Source organism: Pseudomonas sp. GGS8, from assembly GCF_024168645.1.
In the GTDB taxonomy this organism is placed as follows: Bacteria; Pseudomonadota; Gammaproteobacteria; order Pseudomonadales; family Pseudomonadaceae; genus Aquipseudomonas.
Genome location: NZ_JALJWF010000001.1, coordinates 1,910,920 through 1,933,906, shown reverse-complemented (window position 1 = coordinate 1,933,906; position 22,987 = coordinate 1,910,920). Strand labels below are relative to the sequence as shown.

General features: G+C 60.3%; 23 protein-coding genes. 11 read left to right on the top strand and 12 right to left on the bottom strand.

Annotated elements, in window-relative coordinates:
- Positions 1-6 precede the first annotated feature (6 nt).
- Positions 7-879, bottom strand: a complete 873-nt coding sequence (gene pdxY, locus J3D54_RS08470) for a pyridoxal kinase PdxY (protein WP_253417500.1) — start codon at positions 877-879, stop codon at positions 7-9.
- Between the two features lie 120 nt (positions 880-999).
- Between pdxY and J3D54_RS08465 the strand changes: the two genes are divergently transcribed.
- Positions 1,000-1,413 carry a DUF3301 domain-containing protein gene (locus J3D54_RS08465; protein WP_253417499.1) on the top strand — a complete coding sequence of 138 codons (414 nt, stop codon included), beginning with the start codon at positions 1,000-1,002 and terminating at the stop codon, positions 1,411-1,413.
- 116 nt (positions 1,414-1,529) lie between these two features.
- On the opposite strand, the gene J3D54_RS08460 is transcribed toward J3D54_RS08465, so the two are convergent.
- The 3 genes from J3D54_RS08460 to J3D54_RS08450 all read right to left on the bottom strand — a co-directional run bounded on the left by J3D54_RS08460 (position 1,530) and on the right by J3D54_RS08450 (position 3,750).
- Positions 1,530-2,366 carry an IS3 family transposase gene (locus J3D54_RS08460; protein ID WP_253416512.1) on the bottom strand — a complete coding sequence of 279 codons (837 nt, stop codon included), beginning with the start codon at positions 2,364-2,366 and terminating at the stop codon, positions 1,530-1,532.
- On the bottom strand, positions 2,363-2,665 hold the full coding sequence (locus J3D54_RS08455) for an IS3 family transposase (RefSeq protein ID WP_047230570.1): 303 nt from the start codon (positions 2,663-2,665) through the stop codon (positions 2,363-2,365). Before J3D54_RS08455 ends, J3D54_RS08460 begins: the two co-directional genes overlap by 4 nt.
- Positions 2,666-2,778: 113 nt before the next feature.
- Positions 2,779-3,750 (bottom strand): GTP-binding protein, encoded by a 972-nt coding sequence (locus J3D54_RS08450; RefSeq protein WP_253417498.1) that lies wholly within the window; start codon positions 3,748-3,750, stop codon positions 2,779-2,781.
- Positions 3,751-3,777: 27 nt separating this feature from the next.
- Here J3D54_RS08450 and J3D54_RS08445 point away from each other — a divergent pair, with 27 nt between their 5' ends.
- Positions 3,778-4,134, top strand: a complete 357-nt coding sequence (locus J3D54_RS08445) for an NADH:ubiquinone oxidoreductase (RefSeq protein ID WP_253417497.1) — start codon at positions 3,778-3,780, stop codon at positions 4,132-4,134.
- Between the two features lie 42 nt (positions 4,135-4,176).
- Here J3D54_RS08445 and zigA read toward each other — a convergent pair whose 3' ends face one another.
- On the bottom strand, positions 4,177-5,385 hold the full coding sequence (zigA, locus tag J3D54_RS08440; RefSeq protein WP_253417496.1) for a zinc metallochaperone GTPase ZigA: 1,209 nt from the start codon (positions 5,383-5,385) through the stop codon (positions 4,177-4,179).
- A 142-nt stretch (positions 5,386-5,527) separates the two neighbouring features.
- Here zigA and J3D54_RS08435 point away from each other — a divergent pair, with 142 nt between their 5' ends.
- Complete coding sequence (locus tag J3D54_RS08435; RefSeq protein ID WP_253417495.1) at positions 5,528-5,905, top strand: glutamine synthetase; 378 nt, start codon at positions 5,528-5,530, stop codon at positions 5,903-5,905.
- Here J3D54_RS08435 and J3D54_RS08430 read toward each other — a convergent pair.
- On the bottom strand, positions 5,902-7,110 hold the full coding sequence (locus J3D54_RS08430; RefSeq protein ID WP_253417494.1) for an N-acetylmuramoyl-L-alanine amidase: 1,209 nt from the start codon (positions 7,108-7,110) through the stop codon (positions 5,902-5,904). The genes J3D54_RS08435 and J3D54_RS08430 overlap by 4 nt on opposite strands.
- An 86-nt stretch (positions 7,111-7,196) precedes the next feature.
- Here J3D54_RS08430 and folE2 point away from each other — a divergent pair, with 86 nt between their 5' ends.
- Genes folE2 through J3D54_RS08395 form a run of 7 tightly spaced genes read left to right on the top strand, consistent with a single transcriptional unit; the run spans position 7,197 to position 13,345 of the window.
- A complete protein-coding gene (gene folE2 / locus J3D54_RS08425) occupies positions 7,197-8,093 on the top strand; it encodes a GTP cyclohydrolase FolE2 (protein ID WP_253417493.1) in 897 nt (298 codons plus the stop codon).
- Complete coding sequence (locus tag J3D54_RS08420; protein WP_253417492.1) at positions 8,090-8,758, top strand: metal ABC transporter ATP-binding protein; 669 nt, start codon at positions 8,090-8,092, stop codon at positions 8,756-8,758. Before folE2 ends, J3D54_RS08420 begins: the two co-directional genes overlap by 4 nt.
- Positions 8,758-9,624, top strand: coding sequence for a metal ABC transporter permease (locus J3D54_RS08415; RefSeq protein ID WP_253417491.1), 867 nt, complete (start codon positions 8,758-8,760; stop codon positions 9,622-9,624). The genes J3D54_RS08420 and J3D54_RS08415 overlap by 1 nt, the downstream gene beginning before the upstream one ends.
- Before the next feature lie 11 nt (positions 9,625-9,635).
- On the top strand, positions 9,636-10,511 hold the full coding sequence (locus J3D54_RS08410; protein ID WP_253417490.1) for a metal ABC transporter substrate-binding protein: 876 nt from the start codon (positions 9,636-9,638) through the stop codon (positions 10,509-10,511).
- Positions 10,508-11,068, top strand: coding sequence for a DapH/DapD/GlmU-related protein (locus J3D54_RS08405; protein ID WP_253417489.1), 561 nt, complete (start codon positions 10,508-10,510; stop codon positions 11,066-11,068). Before J3D54_RS08410 ends, J3D54_RS08405 begins: the two co-directional genes overlap by 4 nt.
- A gap of 2 nt (positions 11,069-11,070) precedes the next feature.
- Positions 11,071-12,408 (top strand): dihydroorotase, encoded by a 1,338-nt coding sequence (locus J3D54_RS08400; RefSeq protein ID WP_253417488.1) that lies wholly within the window; start codon positions 11,071-11,073, stop codon positions 12,406-12,408.
- 31 nt (positions 12,409-12,439) lie between these two features.
- Entirely contained in the window at positions 12,440-13,345 is a 906-nt protein-coding gene (locus tag J3D54_RS08395; RefSeq protein WP_253417487.1) for a His/Gly/Thr/Pro-type tRNA ligase C-terminal domain-containing protein, read from the top strand.
- A gap of 78 nt (positions 13,346-13,423) precedes the next feature.
- Here the strand turns inward: J3D54_RS08395 and J3D54_RS08390 are convergent, their stop codons facing one another.
- A complete protein-coding gene (locus tag J3D54_RS08390) occupies positions 13,424-13,945 on the bottom strand; it encodes a DUF3617 domain-containing protein (RefSeq protein ID WP_253417486.1) in 522 nt (173 codons plus the stop codon).
- A gap of 132 nt (positions 13,946-14,077) precedes the next feature.
- On the opposite strand from J3D54_RS08390, the gene cls reads away from it, so the two are divergent.
- Positions 14,078-15,517 (top strand): cardiolipin synthase, encoded by a 1,440-nt coding sequence (gene cls / locus J3D54_RS08385; protein WP_253417485.1) that lies wholly within the window; start codon positions 14,078-14,080, stop codon positions 15,515-15,517.
- Here the strand turns inward: cls and cfaB are convergent.
- The 5 genes from cfaB to hflK (J3D54_RS08360) all read right to left on the bottom strand — a co-directional run bounded on the left by cfaB (position 15,514) and on the right by hflK (J3D54_RS08360) (position 22,879).
- A complete protein-coding gene (cfaB, locus tag J3D54_RS08380) occupies positions 15,514-16,698 on the bottom strand; it encodes a C17 cyclopropane fatty acid synthase CfaB (RefSeq protein ID WP_253417484.1) in 1,185 nt (394 codons plus the stop codon). The two genes, cls and cfaB, sit on opposite strands and share 4 nt — an antisense overlap.
- A gap of 199 nt (positions 16,699-16,897) precedes the next feature.
- Complete coding sequence (locus tag J3D54_RS08375) at positions 16,898-18,808, bottom strand: heavy metal translocating P-type ATPase (protein WP_253417483.1); 1,911 nt, start codon at positions 18,806-18,808, stop codon at positions 16,898-16,900.
- Positions 18,805-19,863: a protease modulator HflK gene (gene hflK / locus J3D54_RS08370; protein WP_253417482.1), complete on the bottom strand. Its 1,059-nt coding sequence runs from the start codon at positions 19,861-19,863 to the stop codon at positions 18,805-18,807. Before hflK (J3D54_RS08370) ends, J3D54_RS08375 begins: the two co-directional genes overlap by 4 nt.
- Entirely contained in the window at positions 19,860-20,918 is a 1,059-nt protein-coding gene (hflC, locus tag J3D54_RS08365) for a protease modulator HflC (protein ID WP_253417481.1), read from the bottom strand. The genes hflK (J3D54_RS08370) and hflC overlap by 4 nt, the downstream gene beginning before the upstream one ends.
- Entirely contained in the window at positions 20,915-22,879 is a 1,965-nt protein-coding gene (gene hflK / locus J3D54_RS08360) for a protease modulator HflK (protein ID WP_253426538.1), read from the bottom strand. The genes hflC and hflK (J3D54_RS08360) overlap by 4 nt, the downstream gene beginning before the upstream one ends.
- Positions 22,880-22,987: the final 108 nt, after the last annotated feature.

The following is a 22,987-nucleotide window of genomic DNA, read 5'->3' as shown; positions in this document are numbered from 1 at the left end:
AAGCTTTTAAAGACTGATCGCGGTCGCCTCGAACCGCACCCGGGGATGGGCGATCCGGTCCTGCGCCCGCACCAGTTCCAGCTCATAGCTGGCGCAAGCCTGAGTTTCCAGCAGCACTTCGTGCACTGCCGCCGCGGTGAATTCGAAGGCGCTCACCAGACTGTCACCCAGCAGCACGCGCGCCAGGAACAACCCGGAAGTCAGATCCCCAACGCCCACCGGCTGACGCGGAAACGCCAGCAACGGCCGACGCAAGTGCCAGCTGCCTTCAGCGGTCACCAGCAACATCTCGAAGCCATCCGCCAGTTTGCCGGGATAGTCGAGATGCTTGACCAGTACCGCCTTCGGACCGCGCGCCAGCAGCGCCCTCGCCATGGCCAGGCAATCGAACAGTGACTGCGCCTTGCGCCCCGAGAAGCTGTTCAGCTCCAACTGATTCGGGCACATGAAATCGGCCATCGCCGCAGCCTCTTCGAGCAGGAAATCGCTGACTTCGGCTGGAACGCTGCAGCCCTTCTCCGGATGGCCCATCACCGGATCGCAGAGGTATAAGGCTTTCGGGTTGATCGATTTGATTCGCTCCACCCCCGCCAGAATCGCCCGACCCTGGGCCGCGCTGCCGAGGTAGCCGGACAACACGGCATCGCAGTTGCCCAGTTCGCCAATCGCCGCGATGCCTTCCACCAATTCCGGAATCTGATGCGGGGCCAGCACTTCCCCGGCCCACTGACCATACTGTGTGTGGTTGGAGAACTGCACGGTATTGAGTGGCCAGACGTTTACCCCGGCCCGCTGCATCGGGAATACCGCGGCGCTGTTGCCAGCATGGCCGAACACCACGTGGGACTGGATGGCGAGCAGATGGGGCGTACGTTTCATGCGGTGAGTTTTCCGTAAACCGATTGAAATTCGAGCCGCGCAGTATGCGACTAAACGCAGCCTGTACGACAGACCGGCGACGCAGTTAAGCTGACACTATCTTGTTGGAGCACCCTGCTGATGCTGACCCTCGGAAATATCTTCGTGTTTATGCTGCTCGCCACCGGTGGTGCGTGGCTGTGGCACAACCACGGCATGCGTGAACGCGCGCTGGAGCGGGTTCAGCAGCATTGTGCCAAGCTGCGGATCGAGTTGCTGGACGGCAACGTGGCCTTGAAAAAGATCGCTTTCATTAAAGACGCTAACGGCCGTCGGCGCCTGGCCCGTGTGTATAACTTCGAGTTCACCGTGACCGGCGAAACCCGCCACACCGGCACCATCACTCAGTTCGGTGCCCATAGCGCACAGATCGAGCTCGCGCCCTACCCGATGCCGTTCGACGACACTCCGCCGGTGGTCGACGTCGCAAAACCCAGCGCCGAGGTGATTGAGTTGAGCCAGTGGCGGCAAGAGCACACCAAGTGGCGACCTTGAGTTTGGCGTACATCAGTTAAAGCAATCGCGGGCAAGCCCGCCCCCACAAGGCTCACACTGTACCTGTGGGAGCGGGTTTGAACTGGTCAAGTAATTCTGGACACCAGTTAAGGTTTTCACGCCGCCAGTTTCTCCATAGCTACCGGCGACCGGTAATCGTTGTAGCTATGGAGCCTGACGTTGTTGTATCGCATCACATAACGCTGCACATCCACGCGGGCTTCATGCTCCGAGCTGTAGCCATCTTCTGGCACCCACTCTGACTTCAGGCTCCCAAAGAAACGCTCCATCGGGGCATTGTCCCAGCACTCACCTTTACGACTCATGCTGTGCAGGAGTCCATGCTTGCGCATCTCATTCCTGAATTTGTGGCTGGTGTATTGGCAGCCTTGATCAGAGTGAAACAGCACCTCTTTTGGACGGCCTCGCAATTGGACCGCCATCCGCAACGCTTCGCAGGTCAACGTGGCATCGGAAATCATTGAAAACGACCACCCCACGATCCGGCGAGCAAACAGATCCAGCACCACCGCGAAATACATCCAGCGCTTGCCAACCTTGATGTACGTCACATCGCCACACCACACCTGGTTGATCGCCGTGACATCAAACTTGCGCTTGAGTACATGCGGCGCCACCAGCGCTTCCACGCCGGAAGATTTGTACTTGTGCCGCCGCCGCTGATGACTGGCAACCCCGGCTTCACGCATCAAACTGCGAGCCATATGTCGCCCGACACGATGCCCCTTGGCTTGCAGCTCCTTGGAAAGGGTGCGAGAGCCTGCGGACGCTCTGGACTCCTTGTGATGCTCGACCAGCACGGCTTTGAGTTTCTCCCGCTCAGGCTTCACCTTGCCTTGGCGCTGACGCCAGGCGTAAAAGCTGCTGCGGTTGACTCCAAACGCCCGACAGCAATTGTTAACGCCGTACTGCTCGTCCAGCTCATTGATCAACGAGAATGATCTTTGGAGTCCAAAAGCAGGAGAGCACTGGCCTTTTTTAGGATTTCAATGTCCAGGTCTTTTTGCCTGAGCAACGCTTTGAGCTGCTGAATCTCTCGCTGATCGGCGGTAATTGCCTTAGCCCCCTCCGGGGTCGAACCCAAGCGCTCTTTGCGAACCTGGTCGACCCAACGGCGCAAGGCGGTAGGGCCAATATCCAGACTGGCACAGACTTCGGGAACTGACTGGCCCTCGTCCAGCACCATGCTGGCGGCCTTGAGCTTGAATTCACTGGAATAAGATTTACGCATATCCAAACACCTCAGATTTGGGCGCCATCATAGCGCCCGATTGAAGTGTCCAAAATCATTAGGCCAGTTCAGTTTGCCCGCGATGAGGCCTTCAAAAACTGCACAAAAACTCTCTAATTGGCCTGCTCGCGGCACCCCGCCAAACCTTCCTGCAACTCTCGGACAGCCTGCGGCTCACTGAAAATCAGCTCGATGCGCGAATCCCGTCGCCATTCGCTGGGCTGCCAATCCAGTAACGAGTTATCCAGCGCGTTGGCCGACACCCAACCCTCGACACTGTGGATAACCAGCTTCGCCCGCAACCACTCAAGGCTCTCAAGCCACTTTCCAACAAGCACGGCATCGAACGTCTGACTCGGATGCCAGCGCCAGCCGATGCTCCAGCCACCCTCTTGCGCCTGACTCAAGCAAATCGGCTGCGCGGGGTCAGTCCAGATGGCCGGTATCTGCGCCAATCCCTTGGGCACGTTGAGGTTATCCACACCCGCGACAGCCTGAGCCTTGAGGCCCGGTAACTCGCTCAGCGGCAAGACAGCCTGCTGCGTCCAGTACAAAGGACGCGACGGCAACTGTGCGACAACTCGCTGGCGATCACTGTCGTCGAGGCTTTCCGCCTTGTTCAGCAACAGCAACCCGGCACTGTCCAAGGCTTGCTGTTGCGCCGCAGGTAGCGGTTTTCCGGCCGCGAGCGCCTGAGCGTCCAACACCAGCACACAGGGCTGCACCGCCAGGACGCCTTGCCACGGCGCCTCGCTCAATTGCCTAAGCAACTGCGCCGGATGCCCCAGCCCGGAGGGCTCGATGAACAGTCGATGCGGTCGTGCCTTGCGCAGCAACCGCCCGAGGCCAATCTGAAACGGCGCACCATTGACGCAACACAAACAGCCCCCGGCCACTTCCCCCAGTGCGATACCATCGGCGTCCTGGGTCAACAGCGCGGCATCCAGACCGATCTGGCCGAACTCGTTGATCAGCACCGCCCAGCGCTCACCGGCCGGCCGTTGCGCCAGCAGGTGCTTGATCAGGCTGGTCTTGCCGGCACCCAGCGGGCCTGCAATGACGTGGGTGGGAATGTTCTGCAACATGGTCGAGGTTTTCTGAGGAGGTAAAGAATGCGGTTGATGGGATGGTCGTTGCTTCTGGCACTCACGTCGGGTGAAGCGCTGGCCCAGGCCTGCGTGGTGCACAGTACGGCTGCGCGGCTCGACGTGAAAGTCTGCCAGCAGAACCGCAACATCCCGGAAAAACTGTTCGCCGACGGTTTCTGCCAGCCGAATCTGCCCGGGCAGAAGGTCGAGGTGCAATACGTCGACCAATGCCCCACCGGCGCGTTCGGGGTGTGCAGCAATGCTCAAGTCGCCAATATGCCTTACCGCCAGGATATTCACTATTACGGCGTGGCCACCGATGCGGCGTATTTGAAGCCGTTTTGCGAAGCCCAGAGCCAGGGAATCTGGCTCAAACCTTGAGCCACTAGCTCAGCCAGTCAAGGGTCAGGCTGGGCGCCAACATCAAGCCGCCACCTCTTCGTGCCAGGGACCGAACGGGTCGGGCAACAACCGCCAGCCCTCGACGCCCAAAGCCATTTCGTCATCTGTCAGCAGGCAGTTATCGAGTTCGGCGGTGAGTTGCGCGAAGTCGATGTTCTGGCCGATAAACACCAGTTCCTGGCGGCAATCGCCGGTGGTGGCCGTCCAGTTTTCCATGATCCCGGCGGTGCTTTCTTCGTCTTGCGGCCACTGGTTTTTCGGCACGAAACTCCACCAGCGCCCGGCAAACCCGTGACGCATCAAACCGCCGGCCTGGGACCAGCTGCCGGCGTCCATGTGTTTACTGGCCAGCCAGAAAAAGCCCTTGGAACGCAGCAGTCTGCCGTTCACCCACGGGCGGTCGATGAAACTGAAAAAGCGCTGCGGATGAAACGGTCGCCGCGCCCGATAGGCCGTGGAGGCAATGCCGTACTCCTCGGTTTCCGGCACGTGCTCACCGCGCAGCTCCTTTAACCATCCTGGCGCCTGAGCGGCTTTTTCGAAGTCGAAGCGCCCGGTGTCGAGGATTTTCTTGAGCGGTACTTCACCCATGACCATCGGAATGATTTCGGCCTGGGCATTGAGCCGTTCGAGGATCGCGATCAACTCCTGGCGCTCGCGGCGGCTGATCAAATCGATCTTGCTGATCAGGATCACGTCGGCGAATTCGATCTGCTCGATCAACAGGTCAGTGATCGAGCGTTCGTCCTCCTCGCCCAGGGTTTCACCACGGGAAGCGAGGCTTTCAGCGGCCTGGTAGTCGAGCAGGAAGTTCATGCCGTCGACGACAGTGACCATGGTGTCGAGCCGTGCAATATCGGCCAGACTCTGCCCTTCTTCATCGCGAAACGTGAAGGTTTCCGCCACGGGCAGCGGCTCGGAAATGCCGGTGGACTCGATCAGCAGGTAATCAAAACGACCATCCTTGGCGAGTTTGCTGACTTCTTCGAGCAAATCTTCCCGCAAGGTGCAGCAAATGCAGCCGTTGCTCATTTCCACGAGTTTTTCTTCGGCACGGTTCAGGCTGACATCGCGTTGAACTTCGCTGCCATCGATATTGATCTCGCTCATGTCGTTGACGATCACCGCGACCCGCAGATTATCGCGATTACGTAGTACGTAATTAAGTAGTGTACTTTTTCCGGCGCCGAGAAAGCCCGACAGGACGGTCACGGGGAGACGATTGGGCATCAGGTATTCCTCACAGGGATGCCCGGTCGCAATGTCGGGCTTAATTTATGTTATAGTATAACAAGACAATCAAGCCACTCCCCTCTTGCTCACCGCGACAAAGAACACGATGCTTTAACCCGTCCGCCCCTTGAGAAATACCATGGGAAACGCTCTGAGATTCTCGCTGTTGAGCCTTTCGCTGCTGATTGCGGTCGATGCCTGGGGACAGATCCCCAGCCTGGCCAAATGCACCCGTAGCGCCAATCTGCTGGCTTGCGTGGATGCCGACGGCAATGCCTACAGCGTTAACACCGTCGGTAGCACGATCTACTTGCGAGGCTTTGAAGTGGCCGGTAATCGCTATTGGGTGCAGACCAATAGCCGGTATGGGCAACTGACGTTCTTTACCGGCATCGCGTCCGATGGCGAAGCCTGGGTCGGCTACAACCGCCGGGTTGGCTGGACAACCATCAATCGGTTTTCCAGCTCTGGGGGCAGCAGCGGCAAGTTCACGTGTAGCCGGATGACCGGCTGCTAGGCCTGCGCCTTTTTCTGTTCCTGCTGCCAGGCGATGTAGCTGTTCATCGGTGGGTTCTTCTGAAAATAGCGCTGCAAACCTTCGAACAAACCATCCGCCACGGCTTGCTGATGGCGGGCAGTCACCAGTCGCTGGCTGTCGCGGGCATTCGAGATGAAGCCGGTTTCCACCAGAATCGACGGCACATCCGGCGACTTCAACACCGCAAATCCCGCCTGCTCGACACGCTTCTGATGCAGCGTGGTGATGCCCGCCAGACTGCCGAGCACCGTGCTGCCCAGCTGCAAACTGGCGGCGATGGTGGCGTTCATCGACATGTCGAGAATCACCCCGGCGAGCATCGGGTCCTTGTCCTTGAGATTGAGCAGGCTGGTGGCCCCCAACAGGTCCGCACCGTTCTCCCGTTGCGCCATGAAGCGCGCCGTGGCCGAAGTCGCGCCGCCTTCGGACAGGCAGTACACCGAAGCACCTGAAGCGGTGAGACGCGGCGCTGCGTCCGCATGGACCGAGATGAACATGTCGGCCTTGTGCTTGCGGGCGATCTCTACGCGCTTGCGCAGCGGGACGAAGAAGTCGTCGTTGCGCACCAGTTTCACGTCGAAGCCTTTTTCGCGCTTCAGCCGCTTGGCCAACAATTGGGCGATCGATAGCACCACGTCTTTTTCCCGCTCGCCTTTAGCGCCGACTGCGCCCGGATCTTTACCACCGTGACCAGGGTCGACCACCACGATGATGTCGCGCTTGGGGTGAGTCTTGTCGGTGACGGGTTCACGTTTTTCCGACGGCGTCGCCGCGATCTGTAGCGGTGCAGTGGTCTTCAGATCGAGCACCAATCGGTGCCCCTGTCCGTCCTGTGGCGGCAACAGGAAACTGTTGAGCTGCACCGGGCCGCTGAGGTCAAGGACGATCCGCGTGTCGCCCTGACCGAAATGCCCGGAACGGATCGCGCGAATCACCGAATTGTCGAGCGCCAACTGACTGAAATCGCCACTGAGATTGGCGCCACTCAGGTCGATGATCAGCCGCTCCGGAGCACTCAGGGAAAAGGTTTTGTATTGCACCGGCCCGCTCAGATCGAACACCAGTCGCAGCTTATCGTCCGAGCGCCACAGTCGTGCATTGCGAATTTGCGTGGCCGACACACCAAAAGGTAACGCGAAGGCCGCGCTGGCCAGAATCAGGTTGAGCAAGTGACGTCTGTGCATGATGAAAGCTCGTTCACGAAAAAGGCATCGTCGATTTGATTGTTATAATATAACATGCCAAATCAACTCCCACGATGGACCTGCTCATGAATGCGCTGACTCTGCCGGATATCGCCGCGCAGGCCTCACGCCAAGCCCTGCCACTCGATTGGGTGGGCATGTGCGGCATTGCTCTTCCTGTTTTATTCGATGGCCAGCGACTGAGCGCAAAGGCCGATGCGGGCGTTAGCCTCGACGATGGAGAGGCTCGTGGCATTCATATGTCGCGGCTGTATCTGGCGCTGGAAATGCTTGAGCAGGAGAACCTTTCACCCGCGTTGTTGCGGGGGGTCTTGCGGAGTTTTCTCGAGACTCATGAAGGACTATCCCACAACGCTTACCTAAAAATTCATACCGATCTACTGCTCAAAAGACCCGCGCTCGTCAGTCCCTTGGCCGGCTGGAAAACTTATCCGGTAAGCGTCGAAGCCAGTTTGAAAAACGCGATGTTCCACGTGGAACTAAAAATCGACGTGCCTTATTCCTCAACCTGCCCGTGCTCAGCAGCCCTTGCGAGACAGTTGATTCAGCAACAATTCGTTGACGACTTCGCCAATCAACCATTGCAACACGCCGACGTTCTGGCTTGGCTCGGTTCCACGAAAGGCATCATCGCGACGCCGCATAGCCAACGCAGCAACGCGCAATTGCGGCTGCGTCTGGATGACTATCTGGATGACTTGCCGCTGATCGCCGCGATCAACGACGCGGAAGCAGCCCTCGGTACTGCTGTGCAAACCGCCGTGAAACGCGCCGACGAACAAGCTTTCGCCCTCGCCAACGGTCAGAACCTGATGTTCTGCGAAGACGCCGCGCGACGCCTGAACCTGGCACTGAAACGCTCCCCCGGCATCAACGCCTTTCACGTGCGAGTTGTCCACGCCGAGAGCCTTCACGCCCACGATGCCGTCGCCGAAAGCCGCTGGAACTGGGAGGCCGCATGATCCGATGCCAAGCCTTGCGCTGGGGCGCACCCGGTCAGCCGCTCACTCCACCGATTGATTTCGAATTACCCATAGGCAGCCTGACCGCTGTCATCGGGGCCAACGGTTCGGGTAAAAGCAGTCTGCTGAAAGTCATCGCCGGTCTGCAGAAGCCATTGGCCGGCAAAGTCATCATTGATGTTCCACGCAAAGGCGGCCTTTCGTTCCTGCCTCAGCAACAACACCTGGACCGACAATTCCCTATCAGTCTGCAAGAGTTAGTGGCTGCTGGTTTCTGGGGCAACAAACAAGCGCCAGAGATACGCAGCCAACGCCTCAAGTCTGTGCTGGAAGACTGGTGCCTGACCGGTCTGGAGCATCGCCCGTTGATGGCCCTTTCCGGAGGCGAATTGCAGCGTGCCCTGCTCGCCCGACTGAGCCTCGCCGAAGCGCCCTTGCTGCTGCTCGACGAACCCCACGCCGCACTCGACGAACTCGGCCAGGCGCTGCTCTGGAAACACATCCACGCCTGGCATACCGAAGGCCGAACTCAGGTCGTGGTGTGTCACGACCTGGCCGCCGTGCGCCAACACATTCCACAAGCGCTACTGATCAAAAGCAGCGGCTGCGTCCTCGGTTCCAGTACCGAGCTGATTCGCCAACAACCTCAGACGCGGGTGGCTTGATGATCGCTGCTGCTCAACTTTGGCAACCGTTTCACGAATTCGTGTTCATGCGCCGGGCACTGCTTGGTGGCCTTGTTCTGGCGTGCAGCACGGCACCGCTTGGGGTGTTTCTGATCCTGCGGCGCATGAGCCTGATCGGCGACGCGGTGGCTCACGGCATCTTGCCCGGCGCCGCACTGGGCTTCTGGTTCGCCGGATTGAGCCTGCCTGCGCTGACCGTCGGCGGCCTCGGTGCCGGCCTGAGCATGGCCGGACTGGCTGCCTGGATTACCCGCCGCACCGGCTTGCGGGAAGACGCGAGCCTGGCCGCGATCTACCCGATATCGCTGGCCGGCGGCGTGTTGATCCTCGGCATCGCCGGCAAGCGGCTGGACTTGCTGCACCTGTTGTTCGGCTCGGCGCTGGCGGTCGATGGCCCGACCTTGACCGGCATGCTCTGGGTCTCTGGCTTCAGCCTGATCGCCATGACCCTCATCTACAAACCCCTGTTGCTGGACACCCTCGATCCGCTCTTTCTGCAAACCGTCAGCCGCCTCGGGCCACTGGCTCACGGGGTATTTCTGACGCTGGTGGTGCTGAACCTGGTGATCGGTTTCCAAGCTATCGGCGCGTTGATGGTGGTCGGTTTGATGATGCTGCCGGCCGCGGCTTCCCGCTTCTGGAGTCGCCGTTTGCCGGTGCTGATCGCCATCGCCGCGCTGCTCGGCTGCCTCTCGGTCTGGCTCGGACTATTGCTGTCGTTCTACTACTCGCTGCCCAGCGGCCCCGCGATCGTGCTGGTGGCTGGCGGTTGGTATCTGCTGTCCGTGGTGTTCGGTCCGGTGCACGGTTTGCTGCGCCGCCCGCCTTTGCTCACATCCCAATGAGGTGTTATCCGATGCGCGCTTTACTCGTGCTGTTCAGCCTGTTGCTGTCGATGTCGCTGTCTGCCGCGGAAAAACTCCGGGTGGTCACCAGCTTCAGCATCCTCGCCGACATGACCCACCAGGTCGGCGGCGACCATATTCAGATCACCAATATGGTCGGCCCGGACGCCGATGCCCACACCTACGAGCCGACGCCGGACGATGCAAAGGCACTGCTCAATGCCAGGCTGATCATCAAGAACGGGCTGGGTTTCGAGCCATGGCTGGACCGTCTGGTGACCAGCACCGAGACCAAAGCCCCGGTCATCAGCGCCAGCCACGGAGTCATCCCGCGCTCGCTGGATGAAGACGGCGAAACCATCCCGGACCCGCACGCCTGGCACAATCTGGCCAACACCGAGTTGTACATCAGCAACATCACCAAAGCGCTGATCGCCGCCGACCCTGCCAACAAAACCGCCTACGAGCACAACAGCCAGGCCTATCTGAAAAAGATCTACGCCCTGCTCGCCGAGGCCAAAGCCAAGCTCGGTTCGCTGCCGCCAGGTAATCGCAAAATCGTGACCTCCCACGACGCCTTCGGCTATCTCGGTCAGGCTTACGGCATCGACTTCTTGGCGCCTCAAGGTCTGTCCACCGAGCGCGAACCATCGGCCACCGAAGTCGCTGCGCTGATCACGCAGATCCGTCAGGCCAAAGTCAAAGCGGTGTTCATGGAAAACATCAAGGACGCACGCTTGCTCAAGCAAATCGCTGAAGAAAGCGGCGCGCATATCGGCGGCACGCTGTACTCCGACGCGCTTGCGGCAACCGGTCCGGCCAGCACCTTCACCGGGCTGTTCGAATACAACCTCAACACCTTGTACGAGGCGTTGAGCAAGCCATGATCCGCAAGAATCCCTCAGGCGATCTGCCGTCGATTGCAGAGTCGGCGTACGTGGATAAAACCGCAATCATCTGCGGCAAAGTAGTGATCGGCGAGAATGTCTTCGTCGGTCCCTACGCGGTGATTCGCGCCGATGAAGTGGACGACTCGGGCGAGATGGAAGCGATCACCATCGGCGCCAACTCGAATATCCAGGACGGTGTGGTGATCCATTCCAAGTCCGGCGCGGCGGTGACCATCGGCGAGTTCAGTTCCATCGCCCACCGCTCCATCGTTCATGGCCCCTGCACCGTCGGCAATCGCGTGTTCATCGGTTTCAACAGCGTGCTGTTCAACTGCGCGGTGGGCGACGGTTGCGTGGTGCGGCACAACTCGGTGGTCGACGGTCGAGACTTGCCTGAAGCCTTCTACGTGCCCTCCACCACACGCATCGGCCCCAACACCGACCTGTCGCAGTTCCCACCCGTCAGCGTCAGCGCCTCGGAGTTTTCCGAAGACGTGGCACGCACCAACGTCGATTTGGTGCGGGGCTACAAAGCCCAGCAGAACGAGTTCTGACCATGAGCAGCGTGTTGATTCGCAACGCCCTGCTGGTGAATGAAGGTCGTGAATTTGACGGCGATTTGCTGGTAAGCCATGGTCGCATCGTCAAAATCGCCAGCAGCATCGAAGGCGAAAAAGCCGCCGTGGAAATCGATGCCAACGGTCAATGGCTACTGCCGGGCATGATCGATGACCAGGTGCATTTCCGCGATCCCGGAGCCCCGGACAAGGGCAGCTTCCATACCGAATCGCGGGCGGCGGTGGCTGGCGGCATCACCAGCTTCATGGACATGCCCAACACCTCTCCTGCCACCCTGACCCTCGCCGCGTTGGCCGACAAGAAGCGCCGAGCGGCCATTCATTCAGTCGCCAACTACGGCTTTCATTTCGGCGTGAGCAACGACAATCTCAATACCGTCGCCGCGCTCAATCCTTGCGAGGTGGCCGGGGTCAAAGTGTTCATGGGCGCCTCCACGGGCAACATGCTGGTGGACGATCCACGGATTCTTGAACGGCTCTTCGCCGAGGTGCCGACCCTTTTGCTGGCCCACTGCGAACACACCCCCAGCATTGAGATCAACACAGCGAACCTGCGGGAACTGTTCGGCGATCGCCTTCCGCCCGCTGCTCACCCGCTGATCCGCAACGCCGAAGCATGCTTTCGCTCCTCCTCGATGGCCGTTGATCTGGCCAGGCAACATGGCACCCGACTGCACGTTCTACACTTGACCACAGCCCGTGAGTTGGCACTGTTCGAAGACAAGCCACTGGCCCAGAAACACATCACCGCCGAGGTTTGTCTGCACCACTTGCTGTTCGACGAACGCGACTACCCGAGCCTCGGCAACCTGATCAAATGCAACCCGGCGATCAAGACCCAGGCCGACCGCGATGCCTTGCGCAAAGCACTGTCGGGCAATCGACTGGACGTGATCGGTAGCGATCACGCGCCTCACACCTGGGCGGAAAAACAGCGCCCCTACAGTCAGGCGCCGTCCGGTTTGCCGTTGGTGCAACACGCCCTGCCCGCGCTGCTGGAACTGGTGGCCGATGGGATCGTGCCGATCACCACACTTGTGGCCAAAACCAGTCACCGGGTCGCCGATCTGTTTGCCATCCCCGACCGCGGCTACCTGCGCGAAGGGTATTGGGCCGACTTGGTGTTGATCAAACCCGAGCCCGATGGCGTGGCCGTTTCCCGGCAACCCATCCTTTCGCAATGTGGCTGGACGCCCTTCGCCCGGCATCGCTTTCGCCACAGCGTCAGCACCACCGTCGTATCGGGGCAAATTGCCTGGCACGCCAATCGTCTACATGACAGCTGCCAGGGTTTACCCCTGCGGTTCATGCGCTAACGCACGTCTGGAAGACTTCGAGAACACCGACATGATCCACATCACCCTGCCCGATGGCTCCTTGCGTGAATACGACCAGCCGCTGTCTGTGTATGAAGTTGCCGCGAGCATCAGCCTCGGCCTGGCTAACGCAGCGGTCGCGGGTCGGGTGGACGGTGTGCTGGTGGACTGTGGATTCCTGATCGAGTGCGATGCCCGGGTCAGTATCGTCACACCCCAGGAACCCGACGGTCTGGAGATCCTTCGCCGCTCCTGCGCGCTGATGCTGGCCATGGCCGTCAAACAGCTGCATCCAAATGCGCAGTTGCGGGCCGGATCGGCGCTGGGTGACGGTTTCTTTTATGAGTTTGCTTTCCAGCGATCTTTAACCCTGGCCGCGCTGCCAGTGATTGAAGCACGCATGCGTGCACTGGCGGCGACCAACCATTCGATCCGACGGCAGGAACTGACCTATCAGGCGACGACTCGCGAAAGGTTGTCGCTGTATCGCCTAGGGGACTTCGAGGGTTTCGCGGCAAGCCCACATGTTCCCACCACCAAGGTATTACAGGCCTTCGCCCTGGAGCACATCAGCGGCAGGTTGCAGCAACGAATCTACGGCACCTGCTGGTCCTGCCAACAGGAACTGGATACCTGGCGAGCACCGCCCCAGGTCGTGGTCGTGAATATCGATGAGCGTCAGAGTGATTATGCGCACTCGGTGACCGAAGCGCTGCGCCGCCGCGGACTGCGCGCCAATTCGGACCTGCGCAACGAGAAAATCAGCCGCAAGATTCGCCAGCACCGCCAGAACGTGCCGTATCTGTTGGTGGTCGGAGAAAAGGAAAAGGACGGTGGGTTTGTCAGCGTGCGCAGTGGCAGCGGGGAGGATTTCGGGGAGAAAGGAATTGAGGCGGTGTGTGATTTGTTGAATCCGCCCAAGACTGGAGGTGCCTGAGCGGACGCCTTCGCGGGCAAGCCCGCTCCCACAGGGATCGTGTAGACCTTGTGGGAGCGAGGCTTGCCCGCGAAGCTTTTAGGCTCTTGGCTTCACTGTGCCGCAATCCTGGCCCAACCACACAGCGCGAGTATCGAGGCTACCCTTCTGCTGAATGCCAGTGGCATTGAAAGTGCCGTTGACCTTGGTGGTGAACTCACGATCGCTCATAAAAGTGGCCACTCCGCTGCCTTGCGCTTTCGGACAACTGAAACGGAATTTCCACTGATTACCAGTACGCTCGGTGATTTCCTGCTTGCAGCCCGATTGCGGGTCCGTCAGCGGTATATTGTCGCTCTTCACCTGTTCAGGCGTCAGGCACGCCCGAATCCCTTTGCCGCCCATGGTGATGCCCTGCTTTTCCAGCTGCGCGCGCTGTGCAGGGGTCATCTGGCTTTGTATCTGGCCGAGGATCAATTGCAGATCGGGCATGTTCTGGTCATCGACCTTCATGTTACTTGAGGTCAATTCCCATAAACCCGGTTGCAGCATCTGTGCCTGAGCGGCCACAGGAAGTGCCAAACCAAACGCTACGGCCAAGCCCAGCAGACGAACATTCATCGAGTAACTCCTGATCATTAGTGGCCGTTAGACGTCGGCTTCGGGCTTCGGTTCATGGGCCAATTAAATAGCGACATTCTGCCCGGAACATGGTCTGTTAAGCATTGAATCTTCAAGGAGCAAGGCTGCCCCATGGATTATTTCGGACCGCATGTTTTCGGTTATCTGATCGCACTGTTGCACACGCTGGGCTTGATCGCCGCCATCCATGCCGTGTTGACCGTTCGGACCGCTCAGGGCTCGATCGCCTGGGCTCTGTCACTGCTGTTCATTCCCTACCTCACGCTGATCCCGTATCTGGTCTTCGGTCGCAGCACCTTCGATGGTTACATCAAGGCCAGGCGGCAAGCCAACGAGGAAATGCGCAAGGCCATTTCCGAACTGAACTGGCGCCCCTGGGTAGAAGAGGCACTGGCTGCACGCGCCTCCAGCGCTTACGCATCTTTGCGGGCGATGCCGAAGCTGGGACGCATGCCGTGTCTGGCGAACAACGAAGTGCACTTGTTGATCGACGGCCGGGCCACGTTCGATGCGATTTTCGACGCCATCAGCAACGCCCGGCAAGCGGTACTGATCCAGTTCTTCATCATCCACGATGACCGCCTCGGCCAACGCCTGCACGCCTTGCTAACGAAGAAAGCGGCCGAGGGTGTGGCGATTTATTTGCTCTACGACCGTATCGGCAGCCACTCCCTGCCCCACGAGTATGTGCAGCCGTTGCGTGATGCCGGCATCGAGGTCAAAGCCTTCGCCACCCGCAGCGGCTGGCTCAACCGCTTTCAGATCAATTTCCGCAACCACCGCAAGATCGTAGTCGTCGACGGGATTGTCGGATTTGTCGGTGGGCTCAATGTCGGCGACGAGTACATGGGCGAGAAACCACCCCTGGCACCCTGGCGCGACACCCACGTGCAAGTACGTGGGCCGGTGGTGGCCAGCATGCAGGAATCCTTCGCCGAAGACTGGTTCTGGGCGGCCCGTTCGCTGCCGCCACTGATCCTGCCGGACGTTTATCCGGATGACGGCGTGCTCTGCCAATTACTGGCCAGCGGCCCGGCGGATTCCTACGAAACCTGTTCGCTGTTCTTCGTCGAAGCCATCCATGCAGCGACGGAGCGAGTGTGGATTACCAGCCCCTACTTCATCCCCGACGAAGCGGTATTCGCTGCGTTGCGACTGGCGGGGCTGCGCGGTGTGGATGTGCGGATTCTGTTGCCGTCGCGACCGGATCACCGGATCGTCTACGCCGCTTCCAGCCTGTACGCCTTCGAAGCGGTACGCGCCGGGGTGCGTGTGTTCCGTTACCAGCCCGGGTTCCTGCATCAGAAAGTAGTGCTGATCGACAGCGAAATCAGCGCCATTGGCAGCGCCAATATGGACAACCGCTCGTTCCGGTTGAATTTCGAAGTGATGTTGCTGACCGTCGATAGCGCGTTTGCCGCCGAAGTGGAACAGATGCTCAACAACGACTTCGCCCAGGCTCATGAAATCGCCAAAGAAGAAGGCCGGGAGACCCACCGCCTGCAACAGGTCGGCATGCGGATCGCCCGGCTTATTTCGCCGATTCTCTAGTTGTAGATGTCGTCGCGGGTCCATGGCAGTTCATGGCTGCCATCGGGATGGGTTTTCACCGCAAGGATTTGATGCAGGTTGATCCAGCCTCTGGCGAAGGCATAGGCGCACCCCGCCAGGTACAACCGCCAGATCCGTAGTGCCTGATCCGGCACCAGTTTGGCGGCGGCTTCCAGATTGTCCTCCAGACGTTCGCTCCAGTGGTCCAGGGTCCGCGCGTAGTGCAGGCGCAGGCTCTCGACGTCGACAATCTCCAGCCCCGCTTCGCTGATCTCGGCAGAGATCATCGACAGGTGCGGCAGCTCGCCGTTGGGGAACACGTACTTCTCGATGAAATCACCGGCACCGCGCCCGACCGGACGACCGTCAGTGTGTTTGGCGGTGATCCCGTGGTTCATCACCAGACCGCCCTCTTTCACCGCGCCGAACAAGGTTTTGCAGTATTCGGCCAGGTTGGCGTGGCCAACGTGTTCGAACATGCCGACGCTGACCACCTTGTCGAAACGCCCGTCCTGAGGCAAATCGCGATAGTCGAGCAATTGCAGTTCGACCTGGTCTTCCAGGCCTTCAGCTTTCACCCGTTCACGGGCCAACGCCAATTGCTCCTGACTGAGCGTGATCCCGAACACCTTCGCGCCGAACTCTCGCGCGGCATACCGCGCCAACCCGCCCCAGCCGCAACCGACATCCAGCAGATACTCCCCTGGCTGCAAGCGCAACTTGCGGCACAGGTGGCGAAACTTGGCTTGTTGAGCCTGCTCAAGGGTTTCACTGCCGGTCTCGAAGTAGGCGCAGGAATACGCCATGTCGCTGTCGAGCCACAATTGATAAAACGCGTTGGAAAGGTCGTAATGGTAGGAGATGGCTTTGGCATCGGTTTCTTTGTCATGAACCGTGCGCACTGGTTGCTCATCTTCGTCCTCGTTGATCAGCGCCTGACTCCATTCATCGCAGACACGAATCACCTCGCTGATGGAGCCTTCCAGCTCCAGCTTGCCTTCGACAAACGCCGCCCCCAGCGCGTCGAGGCTCGGATGGGTGAACTGGGCAACCATGTGCGGGTCCTTGACCACAATGGTGACGCTGGGCGCCGGCCCCAGATTGAACTCATGACCGTCCCAGAGTCGCAAGCGAAGCGGTAACTGCAGATTCTGTAAGGCCGGTGGAAGTTGCGCGAGCATGAAAAGTCCCCCTTGTTTCAGACGTCAAATCTGAGGGTAGACCATCCTTGAAAAATAGCAGGCTATCGAATTAATAGCCTTTTTCTATTCCCGGTGTTGCCTGCAACACTGAAACCATCCAACGGGCGATCGTTGAAAATGACCGCCTTACCCTAGATGACTACAAATCCGGCACACAGTTCTGAAAAGTTGTAGACGCTCACACCTCATCCTTAAGCTTGAGTAGGGGTTCCTGAAAGCGTAGCAAACGTCCGGCATTACCGAGCACCAATAACGTACTCAAGTTGTGCAACAGTGCGGCAATCATCGCCCCCGCCACGCCAAGCCAGCCGAATGCGGCGAAGGCGACTATGGCCAGGGTCCAGCCCAGACCGATGATTACGTTCACCTGTAAAGTCTGCCGGCATTGGCGACTCAGGCGCACACAGGTTCCGAGACGACGCAGGTCGCTGCCGATCAGCACGATATCGGCCGAGGCCAGCGCGATGTCCGCGCCGCCCGCGCCCATGGCCACGCCGACCACACCGGCCTTGAGCGCCAGAGAATCATTGATGCCGTCTCCCACCACCATCGGCCGGAAACCGCTGCCGATTTCTTTCAACACCCGATTGAGTTTGTCCTCGGGCAAGGCCTGGGCTTCGACATCGCTGATGCCCACATCCCGGGCCAGCGTATGAGCCACGCTTTGTCGATCTCCGGTCAGCAATAACTGCCGACCCAAGCCCAGTTCACGCAACTCGCTCAGGGCAAACCGCGCCTCGGGTTTGACGCTGTCGGCAAGCAACAGCCAAGCGAGAAATTCACCGTCGAGGGCCAGCCCGGCAATCGGGCCATCGTGTTCGGGAACAGCTGAGGTGACGATGCCCAATTGCGCGAACAGCTCCGGACGACCGAGGGCCGCTTCGCCCTGCTCCGTCATCGCCACGACACCCAGCCCCTGACGCTCGCGAATGTCGGAGAGCAGCAGAAAATGTTCCTGAGTCACCAACCCGGCCAACGCGCGGCTGACCGGGTGGCTGCTGGCAGAGCCAAGGCTGGCAGCGAGTTTCAGTACGTGACTGCGGTCCTCCAGCGGACTGTCGATCGATTGCAGGCGCAAGGTGCCGAACGTCAGGGTTCCGGTCTTGTCGACCACCAACGACGTCAGGTCAGCCAACTCTTCGAGGAACGCAGAGCTGCGAATCAGAATTCCATGCCGGGCCGCCACCGCCACCCCGGCAATCGCCGTAGCCGGTGCCGACAACACCAGCGCGCAAGGACAGGCAGCCACCAACACCGCAAGCATCGCCTGGGCATCGTTGGTGACGAACCAGGTCACGGCGGCCAGCAACAACACCAGCACCATGTAGCTGCCGGCGTAGCGTTCGAGCAAACGGGTGATCGGCGGCTTGGAACGTTCGGCGTTTTGCATCAGTGCGATGACTTTACCCAGTGTCGACTCGTGACCGGTGCGGGTCACTTCAATGCGCAACAGGCCATCAAGGTTGATCGCTCCGCCGAACACCGGCATGCCCACAACAGCCTCTATGGGCACCGACTCACCGGTGATCGATGCCGTGTCGAGGCTCGCCTGACCGGACAACACCCGACCATCGGCCGGCACGCGATCACCGGCGCGTACCTCCACGAGGTCGCCGGCCTTGAGTGTGCCGTTATCAACTTCGACGACGACGCCGTCAGCCTGAATCTTGCGCGCATGGCTGCGCGTCAGTTTGCCGAGGGCATGAATCGCTTCCTGTGAGCCGATCACACTGCGCTCTTCCAGCACATGGCCGAAGATCATGATGATCGGCAGCAGTGCCGCAGTCAGCAGATCACCAGTGGCCCAGGCGCCGAGCATAGCCAGGGCGATCAACTGATCGGTGATCCCGTGCAGGCTCGGATAACGCAGGCTGTACCACGCCGAGCGCATGACCGGAACGGCCACCAGCACGGAGGCAAAACCCAGCAGCAATTGGCTGACCCCGATCTGCTCCGGCGACAACCAGCGCCAGATCAGGCCGAGCGCAAGCAACCCGAGCGCCAGCATGGCCAGGGTCAACTGACGCGCGGCGCTACGTTGTTCAGCCGAGGACAACATGCTCGGCGCGGCGGCGGTTTGGGCAGTCATTGTGCAGCTCCCTGAATGATCAGGCGGGAATCGTCTTTCGGATCGACCGTCGTCACCGAGCCGGCCTGCCCGAGAATTTTCGGCATCCGTTCACGGTAAATACGCAGCAGCATTTGCGGGTCGGTGCCCTGCTGTTGCGCCTTGGCCAAACTCAGCACCGTGGCGGTGTCAGCGGAGGCTTTGGCCAAGCGCTCGCTGGCCCGGGCGTGAGCCACTTGCAGCGTGCGGTCGGCTTGTTCATTAGCGGACTGAGTCAGTTTCTCCGCGTCAGTGCGCGCGTTGGCCACAGCCTTGTCAGCTTGTTGGCTGGCGGTTAACACGGCATTGAACGCGCTCACGGCCGGGCCAGGCAGACTCGACTGCACATCGACCCGCGCCACTTCGACCCCCAAGCCCTGCCCGGTCGCCGTCAGTTCGGCCAAGCGTTGATTGATGCCCCGCACCAAATCGCCGCGTAGACGTTCGCGACGTTCGGCAGCCTGATTGTCGGCGCCGATCAGTTCCGGTCGAGCCACCAGAATGGTGTCCAGATCTCGCGCCGCGGTGAGTGCCACAGCACTGCGCGTCACCAATCGATCCAGAGCTGGCAATACATGCTCACCCTGAAGAACGAAGGCATAGGGCTCAGTGACTTTATAGAACACCCGCACATCCAGCTGCACCACCCCCGCGTCACCGGTCAGCAGATAACCGGAGCCGGCGAGCGCATCGCTGATAGGCGTGGCGAAGCTCGCCACACGGTCGGCCTGCAACGCGGCATCGGTGCGCAGCAGATTTTCCACTCGACGCTCGATCACCCGGTCCGCTGCCGGCAACAAGATCACCTGCTCAAACGGTCGCGGCCACGCCAACAGCAAACCGGCATTTTGAATGCGATCCAGTGCGCCGAAATGCAACACCACCGCACGATTCTGCGGATCGATCTGCCGCACATTGGAAAATGCCCATGCCAAAGCAGCCAGTACGGTCACAGCGTAAAGCGCTAGAAAAGCCAAGCGCCCGGCCTGAATCCAGGGGCTGCTCAACTCATTTGTTCCACGTGGAACCAAAGTCATGGCTGCGACCCGGACTTGTTATCGAGCGTCGGTGGACCATCAACCAACACCCGGAACGGCGCCGCATCGGTGCGCAAAATCAGTTTGGTACCCGGTGCGACGATGGTGCCCAAAGTGTCGAGCGAGCGCAGCAAATTGTAGAGCTGCGGTGAGCCGGCGTAGGCCCGGCCGTAAATCTGCGCGGCTTCGACGCGGGATTGGGCTTCGATGTCAGCGGCTTTCACCGTCGCATCGGCTTGCACGATTCGCGCATCACGCTCGGCCGCGGAGCGGATTTGTGCGGCTTCGCGTTTGCCAATGGCTGTGCGTTCAGTGGCGATTGTTTCACGCTCGGCGCGCATACGATCGACCGTCGCGGTGAGCGTCACCGACGGCAGGGTCAAACGCTCGATACCGACTTGCAGCACTCGCACGCCATAGGTGGTGAGTAACTGCTGATCGATCTGCTGACGCAGCTGTGCTTCAAAATCAGCGATGTGCACTTGGTTGGCGTCGGTGTTCACCAGGTTGGCCAGATCGAAACTGCTGGCTGTGGTTTCCAGCGCCGAGCCGACAAAGGTACGAATCTGCCGCGCAGCTTCATCGGGTTGATTCTGTACGGCGCGCATAAAGCGTTGCACGTTGTCCGGATCACCCTGGACCTGCCAGGCCACGTAGGCTTGCACGATGATGCGTAAACCGTCGCGCGTGCCCACATCTTGCAAACCGCTAGAGGTGGTACGCAGCCGCAGATCTACCGGGATCGCCGCCTCGAACGGCGCCGGCCAACGCCAGCCAAGACCCGGTTCCAACAACACCCGCGATGGATTGCCGAAGCGCGTAATCACCGTGGCCTCCCCTGAGCGCACTTGCACCAGGCTCGCCGCCGCAATGGCAAACGCCACCAGCAGCGCCGCCCAGCCCATTCGCCGCCACGGAAAAGGGCCAGCTTCGTGCGGATCACCATGGTGGTGATGGTGATGACCGTGGTGATGCCCGCCATGGCCGTGATCGTGGCCGGTATGGTCATCGTGATCGTGATCGTGATGATCGTGAGTAGGCGTCGACTGGCTCAATGGGCGGCTCCTGGCTGAGCGGTATTACGCGGCGGCGCAGGGTCAGCCGGCAGCGTGAATGTACGTAGGTCGATGGTCGGCGCATTGCTGCTGCCACCCAGGCGATGATCGAGAACCAGCAGCTTGGCGTTAGCCAGACCCTGGGTCAGTTGGCTGAGGTATTGCTCCAGTACAAAAGCCTGGCCGGCGCTGGAGTACGCCTTTCGCTCGGCGGCAAATTTCAGGTCGGCGGCCTGAGCGCTCGAGTTGATTTCATGCGCACTGGCCGTGGCTTGATCGCGAGCGATGCTAGCCTGCAATTGCGCCTGGTTGGTCGCCTCCGCCGCTGCACCGCGCTCGCGGGAGATCAATGCCTGGGCGCCAATCTGCGCCGCTTGCACGCCGTGATAGGCGTTAGCCGCCCCTGCCGGAGGATGAATGGCTTCGACCACCGTGGCGAGAATTTCCACGCCGCTGTCGAGTTTTTGCAGGTCCGCCTGCACGGCGCGGCCGATGTCTTCGGCGAGCCCTACCCTGTCTTCACCGAGTAAACCGTCAAGGGTTCTTGAGGCGAAGTCATGAACCAGAATCCGGCTGGCGGTGCTGCGAATCAGCGTCGGCACGTCGGCGCTGTTATACGTCGCGGCCAGCGCCGCCTGATCGCTCAGGCCGATGCGATAGACGAAGCGCACGTCCATGTTGACGATCTGGAAGCTCTGTTTGTCGGCACGGCTGCTGGCGATGACCTGGGATTTGTCATTCACATGGCTGGCGTCCCACAAGCGATTGGCAATGGCTGGTGCCGGGCCTTCGGCAGGTTCGGCCGCGACCGGGGCCGATGCTTCGCCCACGCTGGTGGCCAACTCATGGACTACGCCGTTCTCGACGCTCAGCACACGACCCAGCGGCCACGGCAAACCGGCGTGCAAACCAGGCCCGAACACTTCCACCGGTTTGCCGAAACGCTCGTAGATGCCCCGCCCTTGCAGGGGTATTTCATGAATACCAGTGAGCGACCAACCCACGATCGCCACCACCGCCAGCACCGGCAAAAATGCCCGGCGCATGTAAGTGAAGGCCCAGATTTGTCGCAGGTCGATACCGAAGCGGTTGTGCAACTCGTGCTGCAATGCGAGCAGGGGCTGCGGCGGCCAGCGCAACATGTCGGCGACAAAGCTTCGCGCCAGCAACGTCGGTTCAAGCTGTTCACGACGGGGACTGAACAGCGACAACACGGCGCGCAGCAACAACTCGACGGCGACCAGCCCCGGCAGCAAGCCGATCAACACCGCCAGACGCACCGGCCAGACCGACGTTTCGCTGCCGAACAACAGACACAAGGCGCTGAGCACCAGGCCAATAATCGCGACCCGCGTCAGCTGCGCCAACGACCCGGCTTCAGGCCATCGGGCGACGTTTTCCTGCGCCAGTTGCCGCTCCAGCACCAGCAAACCGAAAGCCAGCAGCAACGACAACGCCGCGCCGACACTGGCCGACAACCCTAACGCGGCGGGCGGCAAGGCGAGGTTCCAGACCTGCTCGATGCTATACAACGTCAACAACGCCCAGCCGCCAAGCCAGAGCGTCGGTGCACCGATCTGCCCCAGCAAGCGCAGCCAACGCTGACTGATGCCGTCCAGCAACCGCTCGTACCAGCCTTCGGCGACAACGACTTCTTCAGTGATAGCCACCGGCACCAACACTGGCGGATTCATCGCTCGTGCACGCCACAGCGCTACCCACCAAGCCGATTGCAGGCCGGCGACCAACACCAGCAAACCGGCGCTCTGATTGACCAGCAGGGCGGGCCAGAGCGACTGCGGTGCAAACAGCCCGACAAAAAACGCCAGCACCAGCCCTGCGGCCGCCAAGGCACCCAATCCGATTGCCCATTGGCGCAATCGACGTCCTTGAACGACCGCCTGCTGAAAGCGCGGCAGCCCTGCTATCTGTGCTCCATCGCCATCGAGATCGACTTGCATACCACCCCAGCCATTGCTCACATCACAATTCGTTACGATATAACGAAAATGGTGAAATTTTCGTCCTGAGTCGTTCTATCTAAAAGCGCTGAACCTGTCGCCAAGCTG